The 15013-nt window shown below is 63.1% G+C and carries 12 protein-coding genes; 5 read left to right on the forward strand and 7 right to left on the reverse strand.

The features are described from left to right. The first annotated feature begins 10 nt into the window (after positions 1–10). Positions 11–985: a type II secretion system F family protein gene (locus J6524_RS10490; RefSeq protein ID WP_225670277.1), complete on the forward strand. Its 975-nt coding sequence runs from the start codon at positions 11–13 to the stop codon at positions 983–985. A gap of 317 nt (positions 986–1302) precedes the next feature. Here the strand turns inward: J6524_RS10490 and J6524_RS10495 are convergent, their stop codons facing one another. Next, positions 1303–2151 carry a tetratricopeptide repeat protein gene (locus tag J6524_RS10495; protein ID WP_225670278.1) on the reverse strand — a complete coding sequence of 283 codons (849 nt, stop codon included), beginning with the start codon at positions 2149–2151 and terminating at the stop codon, positions 1303–1305. 136 nt (positions 2152–2287) lie between these two features. Between J6524_RS10495 and J6524_RS10500 the strand changes: the two genes are divergently transcribed. Both J6524_RS10500 and J6524_RS10505 read left to right on the forward strand, forming a co-directional pair. Beyond that, positions 2288–3670 carry a leucyl aminopeptidase family protein gene (locus tag J6524_RS10500; protein WP_225670279.1) on the forward strand — a complete coding sequence of 461 codons (1383 nt, stop codon included), beginning with the start codon at positions 2288–2290 and terminating at the stop codon, positions 3668–3670. Continuing rightward, positions 3663–4505 (forward strand): C40 family peptidase, encoded by an 843-nt coding sequence (locus J6524_RS10505; protein ID WP_225670280.1) that lies wholly within the window; start codon positions 3663–3665, stop codon positions 4503–4505. The genes J6524_RS10500 and J6524_RS10505 overlap by 8 nt, the downstream gene beginning before the upstream one ends. Before the next feature lie 126 nt (positions 4506–4631). Here J6524_RS10505 and J6524_RS10510 read toward each other — a convergent pair whose 3' ends face one another. From J6524_RS10510 to J6524_RS10535, 6 genes are all read right to left on the reverse strand, one after another. Next, positions 4632–6257, reverse strand: a complete 1626-nt coding sequence (locus J6524_RS10510) for an ABC transporter ATP-binding protein (protein WP_225670281.1) — start codon at positions 6255–6257, stop codon at positions 4632–4634. An 11-nt stretch (positions 6258–6268) separates the two neighbouring features. Beyond that, entirely contained in the window at positions 6269–7447 is a 1179-nt protein-coding gene (locus J6524_RS10515) for an ABC transporter permease (RefSeq protein WP_225670282.1), read from the reverse strand. Beyond that, entirely contained in the window at positions 7447–8556 is a 1110-nt protein-coding gene (locus J6524_RS10520) for a microcin C ABC transporter permease YejB (protein WP_225670283.1), read from the reverse strand. Before J6524_RS10520 ends, J6524_RS10515 begins: the two co-directional genes overlap by 1 nt. A 3-nt stretch (positions 8557–8559) precedes the next feature. Beyond that, a complete protein-coding gene (locus tag J6524_RS10525) occupies positions 8560–10407 on the reverse strand; it encodes an extracellular solute-binding protein (RefSeq protein WP_225670284.1) in 1848 nt (615 codons plus the stop codon). Positions 10408–10421: 14 nt separating this feature from the next. After that, the gene (locus J6524_RS10530; RefSeq protein WP_225670285.1) at positions 10422–12323 is read right to left on the reverse strand and encodes an extracellular solute-binding protein; all 1902 of its coding nucleotides are present in this window, start codon (positions 12321–12323) and stop codon (positions 10422–10424) included. 290 nt (positions 12324–12613) lie between these two features. Next, positions 12614–13168 carry a c-type cytochrome gene (locus tag J6524_RS10535; protein WP_225670286.1) on the reverse strand — a complete coding sequence of 185 codons (555 nt, stop codon included), beginning with the start codon at positions 13166–13168 and terminating at the stop codon, positions 12614–12616. Between the two features lie 200 nt (positions 13169–13368). Between J6524_RS10535 and J6524_RS10540 the strand changes: the two genes are divergently transcribed. Together J6524_RS10540 and J6524_RS10545 are read left to right on the forward strand one after the other, a co-directional pair. After that, positions 13369–14109 (forward strand): 3-deoxy-manno-octulosonate cytidylyltransferase, encoded by a 741-nt coding sequence (locus J6524_RS10540; RefSeq protein ID WP_225670287.1) that lies wholly within the window; start codon positions 13369–13371, stop codon positions 14107–14109. Between the two features lie 33 nt (positions 14110–14142). Further along, the gene (locus tag J6524_RS10545; protein ID WP_225670288.1) at positions 14143–15003 is read left to right on the forward strand and encodes a prephenate dehydratase; all 861 of its coding nucleotides are present in this window, start codon (positions 14143–14145) and stop codon (positions 15001–15003) included. Positions 15004–15013: the final 10 nt, after the last annotated feature.

Raw genomic sequence — 15013 nt, forward strand, 5'->3', positions numbered from 1 at the left:
CGGTGCGGCCATGATTGATTTTCTGATCACCAAGATGCACGACGCGCGGTTCATGACCATGCTGCTCGCCGCCATTGCGGCGAGTGCGACCGCCTATACGCTGATCATGCCGCTGTTCGCCGGCGAGGGTCTTGCCAAGCGCATGAAGGCGGTAGCCAGCGAACGCGAGCGGCTGCGGCAGCGCGAGCGCGAGCGCCTCAACAAATCGGAGAAGGTGTCGCTGCGGCAAACCCCGAAGCAGATCGTCTCCAAGGTGGTGGAAGACTTCAACCTGACCAAGTGGCTGGCGCAGGAAGCCGCGCGCGACAAGCTGGTGATGGCCGGCTATCGCGGCCAGGCGCCCTATGTCACGTTCCTGTTCGCCCGCGCGGTGACACCGATCGCGCTGTTCCTCGCCACAGCGCTCTACATCTTCGTGATCACGCCGCTCGACAAGCCGCTGACGATCAAGATCGGCATCTGCATTGGCGCCGCCTATCTCGGCCTGCAGGCGCCGATGCTGTTCCTTCAGAACGCCATCAGCAAGCGTCAACTCTCGATCCGGCGCGCTTTTCCCGACGCGCTCGACCTGCTGCTGATCTGTATCGAATCCGGCATGTCCGTCGAAGTCGCCTTCCGCAAGGTCTCGACCGAAATCGCCTCGCAATCGATCGCGCTGTCGGAGGAATTCGCGCTGACCACGGCGGAACTATCCTACCTGCAGGACCGCAAGGTGGCTTACGAGAACCTCGCCAAGCGCACCGGCCTCGAGGGCGTCAAGTCGGTCTGTCTGGCGTTGATGCAGTCGGAACGCTACGGCACCCCGCTCGGCCAGAGCCTGCGCGTGATGGCCCAGGAAAACCGCGATATGCGCATGACCGAGGCCGAGAAGAAGGCCGCTGCATTGCCGCCGAAGCTGACCGTGCCGATGATCCTGTTCTTCCTGCCGTGCCTGTTCATTGTCATTCTCGGACCGACCTACATCAAGCTCCAGATGATGCCGTGAGACGACCGGGGCGGCGCGCGCCGCGCCGGCTCTTCGAGTCAAGAACAGGACGTTCCTTGCGCGCGGGTGTCCCGCCCCTTGCGACGTTGCGGTTCGGGGCCTTCGGACCGTCGCGACAGCTTCGATGCGATTGCTGAGATGCGTAGGCAGATCCACGACCTGCTACCGATCGGATCGGCGACGTATTTCACCTTGATCGGCGCCCATGCCGACGGCTGCGGACACCGCAGGTTCGAAGGCGGGCACCGAAATCATTGCATGCATGATCGCTTCGCCGAGGTGAATCGGCTCGGCAGCTTGCGAGACCAGCTTGCTGCTCAATCGGGTCGGTCGAGCGCTGCGACCGGAACGGCTGCCTTGCGGCCGGGCGGACGCGAATTGTCCTTGTCCTTGCGGCTCAGCATTTCTCGTAAGTAGGCCACGTTGGCAGCGGCCTCCTCGGCCGGCAGATCACCCTTGGCGATGGTTTCTGCTTCCGCGAAGCGGCCCTGCAGGCCGACGACGAGCGCCAGGTTCTGCCGCACCCTTGCATCGGCGCGCGGATTGGAATAGGCCCGCCGCAGCGTCTCCTCGGCCTGCGGCAATTCCCGCGTCAGCATGTAGGAGAGGCCGAGATTGGACAGCACCGAGGGCTCTTCCGGCACGATCTTCAGGGCGCTCGCATAATAGCGACGGGCCTCCTCGTGCTTGCCCATCTTGTCGAGCGTGGTGCCCTGCACCGAAAGGATGCGCCAGTCCGGATTGGCCGGCGAATGGGCGCGGCTGAGCACATCGAAGGCTGCCTGCGAATTGCCATTGTCAGCGAGCGCGCGGCCGTAAGCGGCAAGCAATGCCTTGTTGCTGGGATGGGCGATGGTGGCCTGTTCGAGTACCGCGGCGGCCTGCTCCCGCTGTCCGGTGGCGCGGAGTGCCTGGCCGTAACCCAGCGCCGCCTCGGCGTCCTTGGGATTGGCGCGATACCGCTCGCCATAAACTTCCGCCGCACGGCGCGGATCCTCGGGAACAGCCTGTGCCTTTGACGATGACGAGTTCAGCGACCCCGTGATGTCGGACATGGTCTGGCAGCCGCCAAGGCCAGTGGCCAGCATCGCAGTTGCGGCCGCGGTGGTGAGGAACCGGGCGAGCGATCCGGCAAGGGACCCGACATGGCTGGACGGTCGACGCATGGCAACTCACCGAAAATGGCTGACGGAGGGAACCGAACAAGCGAGCAATAGACTGTTAACCCTAACGGCCGGTTAATCGGCCGTGCTATGCCAGCTTCACCATCCCGCCCTGCCCCGTCCCCTTCGCGAGATAAGCATGCCATCCCTGTTCGAGGCCGCGGCCACCGCTCCCGCCATTCCGATCACCTTCGCGACCAAGACGACCTGGGGCGCGATTGCGAAAGAGCTTCCCGAGCAGGCCCGGCAGTTTGCGGCTGCCAATGATTTCACCGCCAAGCCCGGCAAATGCCTGACGCTGCCCGCACCCGACGGCCAGATTGCGCAGGTCGTGTTCGGGCTGGAGGATGAGACCGCCAAGTCTCGCGACCTGTTCCGGCCTGGCGCGCTGCCCGGGCTCTTGCCGCCCGGCGTCTATCGCTTCGCCAATGCGCCGCATGACCTGCGGCTGGCGACGCTCGCCTTTGCGCTGGGCAGCTACCGTTTCGGCCGCTATCGCAAGGCGGAGACATCAGACGTCCGGCTGGCGCCGCCCGAAGGCGTCGATGTCGGCGATATTGCGCGAATGGCGGAAGCGGCAGCGCTGGCTCGCGACCTGATCAACATGCCGTCGAACGACATGGGACCGGAGCAGCTGGCGGATGCCGCCGAGGCGCTGGCGGCGCGCTTCGGCGCCAGCTTCAGCTGCATCATCGGCGACGATCTCCTGAAACAGAATTTTCCGCTGATCCACGCCGTCGGCATGGCCTCGGCGCGCGCTCCGCGCCTGATCGACCTCCATTGGGGCGATCCCGCCGATCCCAAAGTGACCTTGGTCGGCAAGGGCGTCTGCTTCGATACCGGCGGGCTCGATTTGAAGCCATCCAGCGGCATGCTGATCATGAAGAAGGATATGGGCGGCGCCGCCAACGTGCTGGCGCTCGCGCAGATGGTGATGGACGCGAAGCTGAAAGTGCGGCTGCGCGTCCTGATCCCCGCGGTCGAGAATGCGGTCGCCGGCAACGCCTTCCGCCCCCTCGACATCTTCAAGTCGCGCAAGGGGCCGACGGTCGAGATCGGCAACACCGACGCCGAGGGGCGGCTGGTGCTCGCGGATGCGCTGGCGCTGGCGGACGAGGAGAAGCCGGATCTTCTGATCGACCTCGGCACCCTGACGGGCGCGGCGCGCGTGGCGCTGGGGCCGGATTTACCGCCCTTTTACACCCATGATGAGACGCTGGCCGAAAGCGTGGCAAGCCATGCGAAGCGGGAGAACGATCCGTTGTGGCGAATGCCGCTGTGGCCGCCCTATGATTCCTGGCTGGATTCGAAGGTCGCCGACATCAACAACGCGCCAAGCGGCACCTTTGCCGGCTCGATCACCTGCGCGCTGTTTCTGCAGCGCTTCGTCACCGATGCGAAGAGTTGGCTGCATGTCGATATCTACGGCTGGACGCCGTCCGCAAAACCCGCGCGCCCCGAAGGCGGCGAATGCCAGGCCGCGCGCGCGATCTACAAAGTCTTGAGCGAACGCTATGCATGATCCGCGCCTGACACCTGCACGGCCCGAAGTCGCCGCAAAATATCTCGAAGGCAAGGTGCAAGCTGCGCGCTTCGTGGAAGGCGAGGAATTTTGCGTAACCGAAGCGATCGCGCCGCTGCGCGAGCAGCCTGCGTCAGACGCCATGCTGTCGACGCAGGCGCTGAAGGGCGAACGCGTCACGGTCTATGATCGGAACGGCGAAGGCTTTGCCTGGGGGCAACTCGGCAGCGACGGTTATGTCGGCTGGATTCCCGATGCCGCACTCGCCACGCCTGGCGCCGCGCCGACGCACAAGGTCACCGTGCTACGAACGTTCGCGTTCCCCGGCCCCTCAATCAAACTACCGCCGGCCGAGACGCTGCCGATGGGCGCCAAGGTTACGGTCACGCGCGACGATGGCACCTTCGCCGTGACGTGCGAAGGCCTCTATCTGCCGCGCCACCATGTCGGCAGCCTCGAGGGAAGCGAGCAGGATTTCGTCGCGGTCGCCGAGCGCTTCGTCGGTACGCCCTATCTGTGGGGCGGCAAGAGTTCGCTCGGCATCGACTGCTCCGGCCTCGTCCAGGTCTCGCTCAATGCCGCCGGCACCGGCTGCCCGCGCGACAGTGACATGCAGCAGGATAGCCTTGGCCGGGCCTTGAGTGCGGACGAGATAAAGCGGCTGCAGCGCGGCGACCTGATCTTCTGGAAAGGCCATGTCGCGATCGTCCGCGACGCCGACACCATCGTGCATGCCAACGCGCATCACATGGCGACGGTGGTGGAGAACACGCGCGAAGCCATCGCACGGATCAAGGCAGCGGGATGCGAAGTGACGGCGATCAAGCGGCTATAGCCTTGCTCGTCATTCCGGGGCGCGCGCAGCGCGAACCCGGAATCCGGAGGTAATTTGAGCGAGTTTCTCAGATGCGCAACTGCGCATCATAGTTCACGCGCTATCGCGCGTGCCGCGGAATGACGGTCACGTAGCGGCCACGTCGCCCGGCACCGCCTCGATCCTGAATGCAGCCGCGAACAGCGCCCGGGTGTAGTCACTCTTCGGGTTCTTGAACAGCTCGGCGGCCGGGCCCTCCTCCACCACCTTGCCGTGACGCATCACGATCAGGTGGCTGGCCAGCGAGGCGACGACGCGCAGGTCATGCGAGATGAACATGTAGGTCAGATCGCGCTTGCGCTGCAGCTCACGCAGGAGGTCGACCATTTGCGCCTGGAACAGCATGTCGAGCGCGCTGGTCGGCTCGTCCAGCACGACGAAGTTCGGCTCCAGCACCACCGCGCGCGCGATCGAAATGCGCTGGCGCTGGCCGCCGGAGAATTCATGCGGATAGCGGAAGCGCGTCTCGGGATCGAGGCCAACGTCCCGCAGCGCCTTGACGACGCGCGCCTCGCGCTCTTCATACGACAGCGACTTCTGATGAACGGAAAGGCCTTCGGCGACGATATCGCCGACCGACATGCGCGGGCTCAGTGACCCGAACGGATCCTGAAACACGATCTGCATGTCGCGGCGGAACGGCAGCATCGCCTTGAAGCGCAGGCCCTGGATGTCGTTGCCGAGGAATACGATCGGACCATCGGAGGAAATCAGCCGGAGCAGCGCCAGCCCCAGCGTGGTCTTGCCCGAGCCGGATTCGCCGACGACGCCGAGCGTCTCGCCCTTGCGTATCGCGACACTGACGCCATCCACCGCCTTGATGTGGCCGACAGTGGTGCGCAGCAGCCCACGCTTGATCGGGAACCAGACCTTGAGATTGTCGGCCGACATCACCACCGGCTCGTTCGGCCGCGGCGGCGCCGGATCAGGCTTCGGCTCGGCCGCGAGCAGCGCGCGCGTATAGGCGTGCTTCGGCGCGGTGAAGACCTCTTCGACCGGCCCCTGTTCGACGATCTTGCCGGAATTCATCACGCAGACGACGTCGGCGATGCGGCGGACGATGCCGAGGTCATGGGTGATGAACAGCATGCTCATGCCGAGCCGCGACCTGATCTCGGCAAGCAGCGCCAGGATTTGCGCCTGTACCGTGACGTCGAGTGCGGTGGTCGGCTCGTCCGCGATCAACAGGTCCGGCTCGTTGGCGAGCGCCATCGCGATCATGACACGCTGGCGCTGGCCGCCGGACAATTGATGCGGATAGCTCTTCAACCGGGTTTCGGGATCGGGAATGCCGACCTGCCTCAAGAGCTCCAGTGTGCGCGCCCGCGCCATCTGCCCGCTCATGCCGCTATGCAGGGAAAGAATCTCGCCAATCTGCGCCTCGATCGTATGCAGTGGATTGAGGGAGGTCATCGGCTCCTGAAAGATGATCGAGATGTCGTTGCCGCGGATCTCGCGCATCTCGCCTTCCGCCGCGGTCAGAAGCTCGCGGCCGCGGAAGCGGATGCTGCCGGAAGGATGCGAGGCGGCGGGATACGGCAACAGCTTCAAGATCGACAAGGCGCTGACGGATTTTCCGGAACCGGACTCGCCGACCAGCGCTACGCATTCGCCGCGCTTGATGGTGAACGAGACCCGATCGACCGCAAGCGAATTGCCGAACGCTACGGAGAGGTCGCGGACATCGAGCAGGGACTGATTGATGACATCCATTCGCTGTCACCTCACCGGAAGGTCTTGCGCGGATCGAAGGCGTCGCGTGCGGCTTCGCCGATGAAGATCAGGAGCGACAGCATGATCGCCACCGAGAAGAAGCCGGTGAAACCGAGCCACGGCGCCTGCACGTTGGCCTTGCCCTGCGCCAGCAATTCGCCGAGCGACGGCGAACCTGGCGGCAGGCCGAAGCCAAGGAAATCAAGTGCCGTCAGCGTCATCACCGAGGATGACACGATAAACGGCAGGAACGTCATGGTCGCCACCATCGCGTTCGGCAGGAGGTGACGGAACATGATGACGCCATTGGAGACGCCGAGCGCCCGCGCCGCCTGGATATATTCAAAATTCCGTCCGCGCAGGAATTCGGCGCGCACGAGGCCGACCAGCGATACCCAGGAGAATAACAGGAGAATGCCAAGCAGGATGAAGAAGCCCGGCGGCAGCACCGCCGAGATGATCAGGAGCAGATAAAGCGAGGGGATCGCGGTCCACACTTCGATCAGCCGCTGGAACGTGAGGTCGATCCAACCGCCGAAATAGCCCTGCACGCCGCCGGCGGCGATGCCGATGATCGAGGAGAGGATGGTGAGCGTCAGCCCGAACAGCACCGAAATGCGGAAACCGTAGATCAGGCGCGCTACCACGTCACGGCCCTGGTCGTCGGTCCCGAGCCAGTTGTATTCGAGGTCGCGGCAGCTCTTCAGTCCCTTTCTCTGTACCACCTCCTTGCACTGCTCTTCGGTCAGCATCCAGGTCGGCTTCGACGGCGCTGGGGTCGGCAGGTCGAGATTGTGCGTATCGTAGGAGTAGCGGATCGGCGGCCAGATGATTGTGCCGCCCTTCTCGGCGATCTGCTTCTGCAGGTACGGATCGCGATAGTCGGCGGCGGTCTCGAAATCGCCGCCGAAGGTGGTTTCGGCGTAATTGAACACAACGGGCCAATAGAGACGGCCATCATATCTGATGACGAGCGGCTTGTCGTTGGCGATGAAATTGGCGAACAGCGAGATCACAAACAGCGCGAGGAATATCCAGAACGACCAATAACCGCGCCGGTTAGCCTTGAAGTTCTGCCAGCGGCGGCGATTGAGCGGGGAAGGCTCGAACGGATGACGCGTGGCCGGAATCGCCGCGCCGAGCGGCGATTGCGTTGAAGTCTCGACCGGCTGGGGTGCGGTGATCGTCATCAGACCTCGCGCGCCTCGAAGTCGATCCGCGGATCGATCCACATATAGGTGAGATCCGAGACCAGGTTGATCACGAGCCCGACCAGCGAAAAGATGAACAGCGTTCCGAACACCACGGGATAGTCGCGGTTCAGCACGCTTTCGAAGCCGAGCAGGCCGAGGCCATCGAGCGAAAAGATGGTCTCGATCAGCAGCGAGCCGGAGAAGAAGGCGTGGATGAACGCGCCCGGAAAGCCCGCGATCACGATCAGCATCGCGTTGCGAAAGATGTGACCGTACAGCACCTGACGTTCGCTGCAGCCCTTGGCGCGCGCCGTCATCACATACTGCTTGCGAATTTCGTCGAGGAACGAATTCTTGGTCAGCAGCGTCATGGTGGCGAACGCGCCGAGCGCCATCGAGATAAGCGGCAAGGTGAGGTGCCAGAAATAGTCAATGATCTTCCAGTACCAGGGAAACTGCGCCCAGCCATCCGATGTCAGCCCGCGCAGCGGGAAGATGTTGAGGAACGAGCCGCCGGCGAGCAGGATGATCAGGAGGATCGCGAACAGGAATCCCGGGATCGCGAAGCCGATGATGATCACCGCCGAGGTCCAGGTGTCGAACTTTGTCCCGTCGGCGACCGCCTTGCGGATGCCGAGCGGAATCGAGATCAGGTAGGTCAGGAGCGTCATCCAAATGCCGAGCGACATCGAAACCGGCAGCTTCTCTTTGATCAACTGGATCACGCTGACGTCGCGGAAATAGCTCTTGCCGAAATCGAAGCGCGCGAAATTCCACACCATCAGGAGGAAGCGCTCATGCGCCGGCTTGTCGAACCCGAACTGCGCCTCGAGTTTCTTGATGAACTCCGGATCCAGCCCCTGCGCGCCGCGGTATTTTGAATTGACGGCGTCCGCCGCCGCGCCGGTCTGCGGCCGCGCACCGAAGTCGCCGCCGGAAGAGCCCGACACACGAGAGGCGGCCCCGGTATCTGCACCCGAGAGCTGCGCGATCACGCGCTCGACCGGCCCACCGGGCGCGAACTGCACGACCACGAAGGAGACGAACAGTATGCCGAGCAGTGTCGGCAGCATCAGGAGAACGCGGCGGGCAATATAGGCGGTCATGGACTACTTCGCCTGCTCGAGTTTTGCGGCCTTTGTCGGTTCGTACCACCAGGTTTCCGGCGCGCCGCGGGCATAGCGCGGCTTGGTGGGCGGGAAACCGAACTGGTCCCAATAGGCAATCCAGTGCGAAGCCTTGTTCCAGTGCGGAATCCAGTAGCGACCGGAGCGCAGCACACGATCGAGGGCACGACAGGTGTTGTTCAGTGCGCCCTGCGTCTGCGCGCCCACCGCTTTCTCGACCAGCGCATCGACGATCGGATCAGCGATTCCGGCAAGGTTGTTGGATCCCTTGGTCTTGGCGGAATCGCTCGAAAAGTAGTTGCGCAGCGAGCTTCCCGGAATCTGCGGGAAGATGAATCGCGCGATGGCGATATCGAAGTCGAAATCCTTGAGCCGCACTTCGGCCTGCGCCGGGTCAACCAGCCGAATATTGGCGTCGATCCCGAGCACACGAAGGTTCTTGATGAAAGTCTGATGATGCGGCTCGAACGAACGCTCGGTCAGCAGGAATTCGGCCGACAGCTGTTCGCCCTTGGCGTTGAGCCGGCGGCCGTCCTTCACGGTCCAGCCCGCGGCATTGAGCAGTTCACCGGCGCTGCGCAACAGCTTGCGATCCTGCCCGGATCCGTCGGTCTCCGGAGGTATCCATGCCGGTCCGAACACTTCCGGCAGCAGACGGTCGCGGTACGGCTCCAGCAGCGCGATCTCTTCCGGCGACGGCTCGCGACGCGCCATCATATCGGAATTCTGGAACACCGAATGAGTGCGCTGGTAAGAACCGTACATCAGGTTCCTGTTGGTCCATTCGAAGTCGAAGGCGATCGTCAACGCCTCGCGAACGCGCCTGTCCTTGAACTTGTCCCGTCGCGTGTTGAGCAGCCAACCCTGCGCGCCGGAAGGACGCTCGTCCGGAATCACGTCGCGCTTGACGCGGCCGTCGCGGATCGCAGGAAAATCGTAGCGCGTGGCCCAGACTCGCGAGGTGAACTCCTCGCGGAACAGGTAGTTGCGACCGGTGAAGGCCTCGAAGCCCGCTTCACGGTCCCGGTAATACTCGTCCCGCAGAATATCGAAATTATACAAGCCGCGACAAACCGGAAGGTTGTCACCCCACCAGTTCTTCACGCGCTCGAATTCCACGAAGCGCCCCTGCTCGAACCGAGCGACCCGATAGGGACCTGATCCGAGTGGCGCTTCCAGCGAAGTCTCGTCGAACGGTCGCGTCGAGTAATATTTCTCCGAAAAGATCGGCATCGCCGCCGCAAGTGCCGGCACATCGAGGCCGCGGGTCGGCTGGAAACGCAACTGGACCGTCCGCTTGTCTTCGACGGTGGCATCGGCGAGATCGCGCAGCACGGAAGAGTACGCAGGATGTCCCTTGCTCTTCAGCGTCGTCAGCGAAAACGCAACGTCCGATGCGGTGATCTCGCTGCCGTCGTGAAAGGTAATGCCTGGGCGCAACTGGAAACGGAATACCAGCCCGTCGGGGGAGACGGTCAAATCATCCGCCGCCAGGAGATAGACCGCGTCCGGCTCGTCGAACGCCCGCGCCATCAGCGATGCGAAAGTGAGCTCCATTCCGTTCGCCCTGTCGCCCTTTACGATAAAGGCGTTGAGCGAATTGAAGGTCGAGCCACCCGCGCCAACGAGTTGCGAGAACATCCCGCCTTTCGGCGCATCCGCGTTGACGTAGTCGAAACGACGAAAGTCGGCGGGATATTTCAGTTCGCCGAATGCCGAAAGACCGTGGAGTTTCTTGCCGCCATTGTCCGCGAACGCGGGAGAGAGGCGTGCAGCCGCCAGCGCGCCGACACCGAGACCGAGCACATGCCGGCGAGAGAACTGCGCCATGCGCAAGCTGTCCTTCAAGAGCGTCTTCCGTTTCGCGCAGCCTTGTCCGCGTCGTACCACCACAGCGATGGGAAGCCAGACAAGCCATACTTCGGCAATTCGGACGGCCGGCCGAAGCGATCCCACCGCGCGGTACGAACCTTGGGATAGTTCCACTGCGGCACGACATAGTGATTCCAGAGCAGCACGCGGTCGAGCGCCCTGGTCGCGGCCACAAGGTCTTCGCGGCCCTTGGCATAGATCAGCCGCTCGATCAGTTTGTCGACCGCCGGATTCTTGATGCCGATGATGTTGCGCGAACCTGCCATGTCCGCCGCCTGCGATCCCCAATATTCGCGCTGTTCATTTCCTGGCGACAAGGATTCCGCCCACGACGAGACGACGACATCGAAATCCCAGCTGCGAAGCCGGTTTTCATACTGTGTCGGATCGATCGTGCGCACGCTGACAGCGATGCCTAGCCGCTCCAGCGAAGGTTTGAAAAACAGCATGACCCGTTCGAAGGATGGGTCTGCACCGAGCAATTCGAGCGCAAACTGCGCTCCCGTCTTGGTGTCGACCAGCTTGCGCTCGCGCACCTCATAGCCGGCTTCCTTGAGCAGGCGCATCGCCTCACGAAGATTTTCGCGAACCGCTTCGGGATTGCCGCCGACCGGATTGGTATAGGGCTTGGTGAATACTTCGGGCGGCACCTCGGCGCGGACGGTCTCGAGTATTTCCAGCTCCGTGCCTTGCGGCAGGCCGCTCGAAGCCAGCTCGGTGCCGTCGAAATAGCTGCTGATGCGCTTGTACTGACCGAAGAATATCTGCTTGTTCATTTCCTCGAAGTCGAACGCAAAATTCAGCGCACGGCGCACCCGCGGATCCTTGAACTGGTCACGCCGGACGTTCAGCGCGAATGCCTGCATGATTCCAGAGCTGCGGTTGGGAAACTCCTCGAGCAGCACGCGCTTGTCGTTGACGGCCGGAAAGTCGTAAGCCGTCGCCCAGTTCTTGGCGCTATTTTCGGTACGCCAATCGACCTGGTCGCCCTTGAAGGCTTCGAGCGCGACAGTCGAGTCCCGGAAATATTCCAGACGCAGCTCGTCGAAATTGTTGCGACCGACGTTGGTGGCGGAGTCGCGGCCCCAATGGTCCTTGACGCGCTCCAGCGTCAGCGTCCTGCCCGGCACGAACTCCTTGATGCGGTAAGGGCCCGAACCGAGCGGCTTCTCCAGCGTCGTGGCCGAGATATCGCGCTTGCGACCCTCGCTGTCGGTGCCCTCCCACCAATGCTTCGGCAGGATCGTGAGTTGTCCGACGATCAGCGGGAGTTCGCGATTGCCGGGCGCATCGAAGCTGAATCTTATGTCGCGATCACCGACCTTTTCGGCTTTCACCACATGGCGATAGTAGGCCGAATACTGCGGATGGTTTTTCTTGAACGCATCCAGCGAGAAGATCACGTCCTCAGGCGTAACAGGGTTTCCGTCGTGCCATTTCGCCTCGCGCCTGAGACGATAAGTGACCCATGAAAAATCGTCGGGATGGCTGACGGCTTCGGCCAGCTCGCCGTACTCGGTCGAAACCTCATCCAGCGACTGCGTCATGAGCGATTCGTAGATCAGTTGAACGCCGCCTGCGAGAGAGCCTTTGACGCCGGCAACCACAAGGTTGAAGTTGTCAAACGTGCCGATCTGAATCTGACGTACGGTGCCGCCCTTGGGCGCCTCCGGATTGACGTAGTCGAAGCGCTTGAAGCCTGCCGGGTATTTGATTTCGCCGAACAGCGACAGCGCATGCCGGAAGGCCGGTTCGCCCGTGGCGGATTGTGCGTGCACGGACGAAATTGCAGGGATGCCCGGGCTCAGGCCCAGCGCAGGGGCCATAGCGGCAACCGCGCCGCCCTGGAGAAGATGTCGTCGGGTGAATGCCAAGTGCAGAATTCCTGTTGCTAACGCCGGTATTCGTGCTGTCGAAGTCCGCGGCGGCCCCAGACGCGAACCACGCGAGCACGGGGCGGAGTTAGTGAGGACCCAATATAAGGCAAGGGTTCGACGAATTACGTTGCTTTTTCCTCATGATAGCAGCTTGGGAACACCGCCGCTGCGGCGAATAGTCCCGGTAACAACTCCGCTAGCAACGATGCGATCCCCCATAGCGAAACGGCCAGGCAATGCCTGGCCGTCATGTCATTCCCAAACGTCCATGCCGGACGCTTGAAATTTTACTTCGCCGCGGTCGGCAAGGGTGCCGGTTTTTCCGACAGCGAATTCAGATAGGCGATGACGTCCGCGCGCTCGCTGTCCTTCGGGATACCGGCGAAGCCCATCGCCGTGCCCGGCACGAAAGCCTTGGGATTGGCGAGGAACTTGTTGAGATCGTCAAAGGTCCAGTTGCCGCCTTTGCCCTTCAAGGCAGCCGAGAAATTGAACCCGCCACGGCCCTGGCCCTTGGGCTCGTTGATGACGCCGTAGAGGTTGGGGCCGACGCGGTTGGGGCCGCCCTTTTCGAAGGTGTGGCAGGCGGCGCACTTCTTGGCAGCGGCGGCGCCCTTCTCGACGGAAGCGGTCTGCAGGAGCTTCTCGATCGGCTCGGAGGGCGCTGCTGCGGCTTCCTTGGCTCCGGCGCCATGGGTGTCTTCCTTCACGGCGATCTCAAAGCCCGGCTTTTCCGGCTTCACGGGGGCGAAAATCGCATGGGCGGCAAAGCTCGTCACCAGGACGAAAAGGCAGGTGCCGAGGACGGCACCGAGAATCTTGTTAAGTTCAAAGGAGTCCATAACGGATCAGGCTCCAGGCCGGGAAGATCGACTGAAGGCCGGTGAGGCGGCCGCGGATAGGCATGAGGAATCAGCCGTTCGCGCCGCACCCTCAGCAGGGCCTGAGATATCGGTTTGCCCGGGCTCTGGCAACCCGTATAAACGCGCCGAATTTCGCCCCATCCCCACCAAATCCACTAGTCCGGCCGGGCTCTCAGACGATGACCGATTCCCGTATTTTGGTGCTGATTCCCGCCCGGATGGCGGCAACCCGACTACCGGGCAAGCCGCTCCTTGATATCGCCGGCCTGCCCATGATCGTGCATGTGCTGCGGCGGGCCGAGGAGGCCAATATCGGCCGGGTGGCGGTTGCGACCGATACCCCCGAGATTGCGGACGCGGTAAGGGCCGCCGGCGGCGAGGCGGTGATGACCCGCGCCTCGCACGCTTCCGGCTCCGACCGGATCCATGAGGCCATGCTGGCGCTTGACCCGGCGGGTAAGGCCGAGATCGTGGTCAATCTGCAGGGTGATTTCCCGACGATCGTGCCGGACACCATCCGCGCCGCGCTGCCGCCGCTCGACGATCCCGCGGTCGATATCGCTACCCTGGCCTCGCAGATCCATACCCAGGAAGAGGACCAGGCGCCGAGCGTGGTGAAGGCGATCGGCTCGCCGATCGGGCCGAACCGGCTGCGCGCGCTCTATTTCACCCGCGCTACCGCGCCTTACGGCGACGGGCCGCGCTACCACCATATCGGGCTCTATGCCTACCGCCGCGCCGCGCTGGAGCGGTTCGTAACCTTGCCCCCATCCCCGCTTGAGCAGCAGGAAAAGCTGGAGCAACTCCGCGCGCTGGAGGCCGGGATGCGGATCGACATCACTATCGTCGACAGCATCCCGCGCGGCGTCGACACCCCGGCCGACCTCGAAACCGCCCGCAACATACTAGCCAAGACCTGACCGGCTGCTAAAAGGCCGCCGGAGAAGCAAGATATGACCAAGAAGCTGAAAATCGCATTCCAGGGCGAGCCTGGCGCCAATTCCCATATCGCCATCCTCGAGGCCTATCCCAAAGCCGAGCCGATGCCGTGCGCGACGTTCGAGGACGCACTGTCGGCGATCGCCTCGGGCGAGGCTGATCTCGGCATGATCCCGATCGAGAATTCGGTCGCGGGGCGCGTCGCCGACATCCATCATCTGCTGCCGGCCTCGGGCCTCTTCATCGTCGGCGAATGGTTTCTGCCGATCCGCCACCAATTGATGGCGCCGAAGGGGACCAAGCTCTCGGACATCAAGACGGTGGAAAGCCACGTCCACGCGCTCGGGCAGTGCCGCCGCATCATTCGCCAGCTCGGCATCAAGCCGATCGTTGCAGCCGATACCGCCGGCAGCGCGCGCGACGTCTCCGAGCGCAAGGACAAAAGCGTGGCCGCGATCGCCTCCCGTTTGGCGGCGCAGATCTACAGCCTCGATATTCTCGCCGAGGACATCGAGGACGAGGCCCACAATACCACCCGCTTCGTGGTGCTGGCGCGCGAGTCGAACTGGGCCAAGCAGGGCTCGGGGCCGCTGGTCACCACTTTTGTTTTCCGCGTGCGCAACCTGCCGGCTGCGCTCTACAAGGCGCTCGGCGGCTTCGCCACCAACGGCGTCAACATGACCAAGCTGGAAAGCTACATGATCGACGGCAATTTCTTTGCAACGCAGTTTTATGCCGACGTCGACGGCCATCCCGAGGACAAGGGCCTTGCCTTCGCGCTGGAGGAACTGAAATTCTTCTCGCGCGAATTCCGTATCGTCGGCGTCTACCCGGCGCATCCATTCCGCGCGACGTTCAGCGAGAAGCTGGATTAGGGGACGCGCA

This window comes from Bradyrhizobium hereditatis (genome assembly GCF_020329435.1).
Taxonomy (GTDB): domain Bacteria; phylum Pseudomonadota; class Alphaproteobacteria; order Rhizobiales; family Xanthobacteraceae; genus Bradyrhizobium; species Bradyrhizobium hereditatis.

What these genes read in the sequence shown, in the direction of transcription:
- J6524_RS10540 (WP_225670287.1), top strand. Translation starts at nt 13,369, where the DNA reads ATGACCGATTCCCGTATTTTGGTGCTGATTCCCGCCCGGATGGCGGCA.
- J6524_RS10525 (WP_225670284.1), bottom strand. Translation starts at nt 10,407, where the DNA reads ATGGCGCAGTTCTCTCGCCGGCATGTGCTCGGTCTCGGTGTCGGCGCG.
- J6524_RS10515 (WP_225670282.1), bottom strand. Translation starts at nt 7,447, where the DNA reads ATGACGATCACCGCACCCCAGCCGGTCGAGACTTCAACGCAATCGCCG.
- J6524_RS10505 (WP_225670280.1), top strand. Translation starts at nt 3,663, where the DNA reads ATGCATGATCCGCGCCTGACACCTGCACGGCCCGAAGTCGCCGCAAAA.
- J6524_RS10545 (WP_225670288.1), top strand. Translation starts at nt 14,143, where the DNA reads ATGACCAAGAAGCTGAAAATCGCATTCCAGGGCGAGCCTGGCGCCAAT.
- J6524_RS10495 (WP_225670278.1), bottom strand. Translation starts at nt 2,151, where the DNA reads ATGCGTCGACCGTCCAGCCATGTCGGGTCCCTTGCCGGATCGCTCGCC.
- J6524_RS10535 (WP_225670286.1), bottom strand. Translation starts at nt 13,168, where the DNA reads ATGGACTCCTTTGAACTTAACAAGATTCTCGGTGCCGTCCTCGGCACC.
- J6524_RS10510 (WP_225670281.1), bottom strand. Translation starts at nt 6,257, where the DNA reads ATGGATGTCATCAATCAGTCCCTGCTCGATGTCCGCGACCTCTCCGTA.
- J6524_RS10520 (WP_225670283.1), bottom strand. Translation starts at nt 8,556, where the DNA reads ATGACCGCCTATATTGCCCGCCGCGTTCTCCTGATGCTGCCGACACTG.
- J6524_RS10490 (WP_225670277.1), top strand. Translation starts at nt 11, where the DNA reads ATGATTGATTTTCTGATCACCAAGATGCACGACGCGCGGTTCATGACC.
- J6524_RS10500 (WP_225670279.1), top strand. Translation starts at nt 2,288, where the DNA reads ATGCCATCCCTGTTCGAGGCCGCGGCCACCGCTCCCGCCATTCCGATC.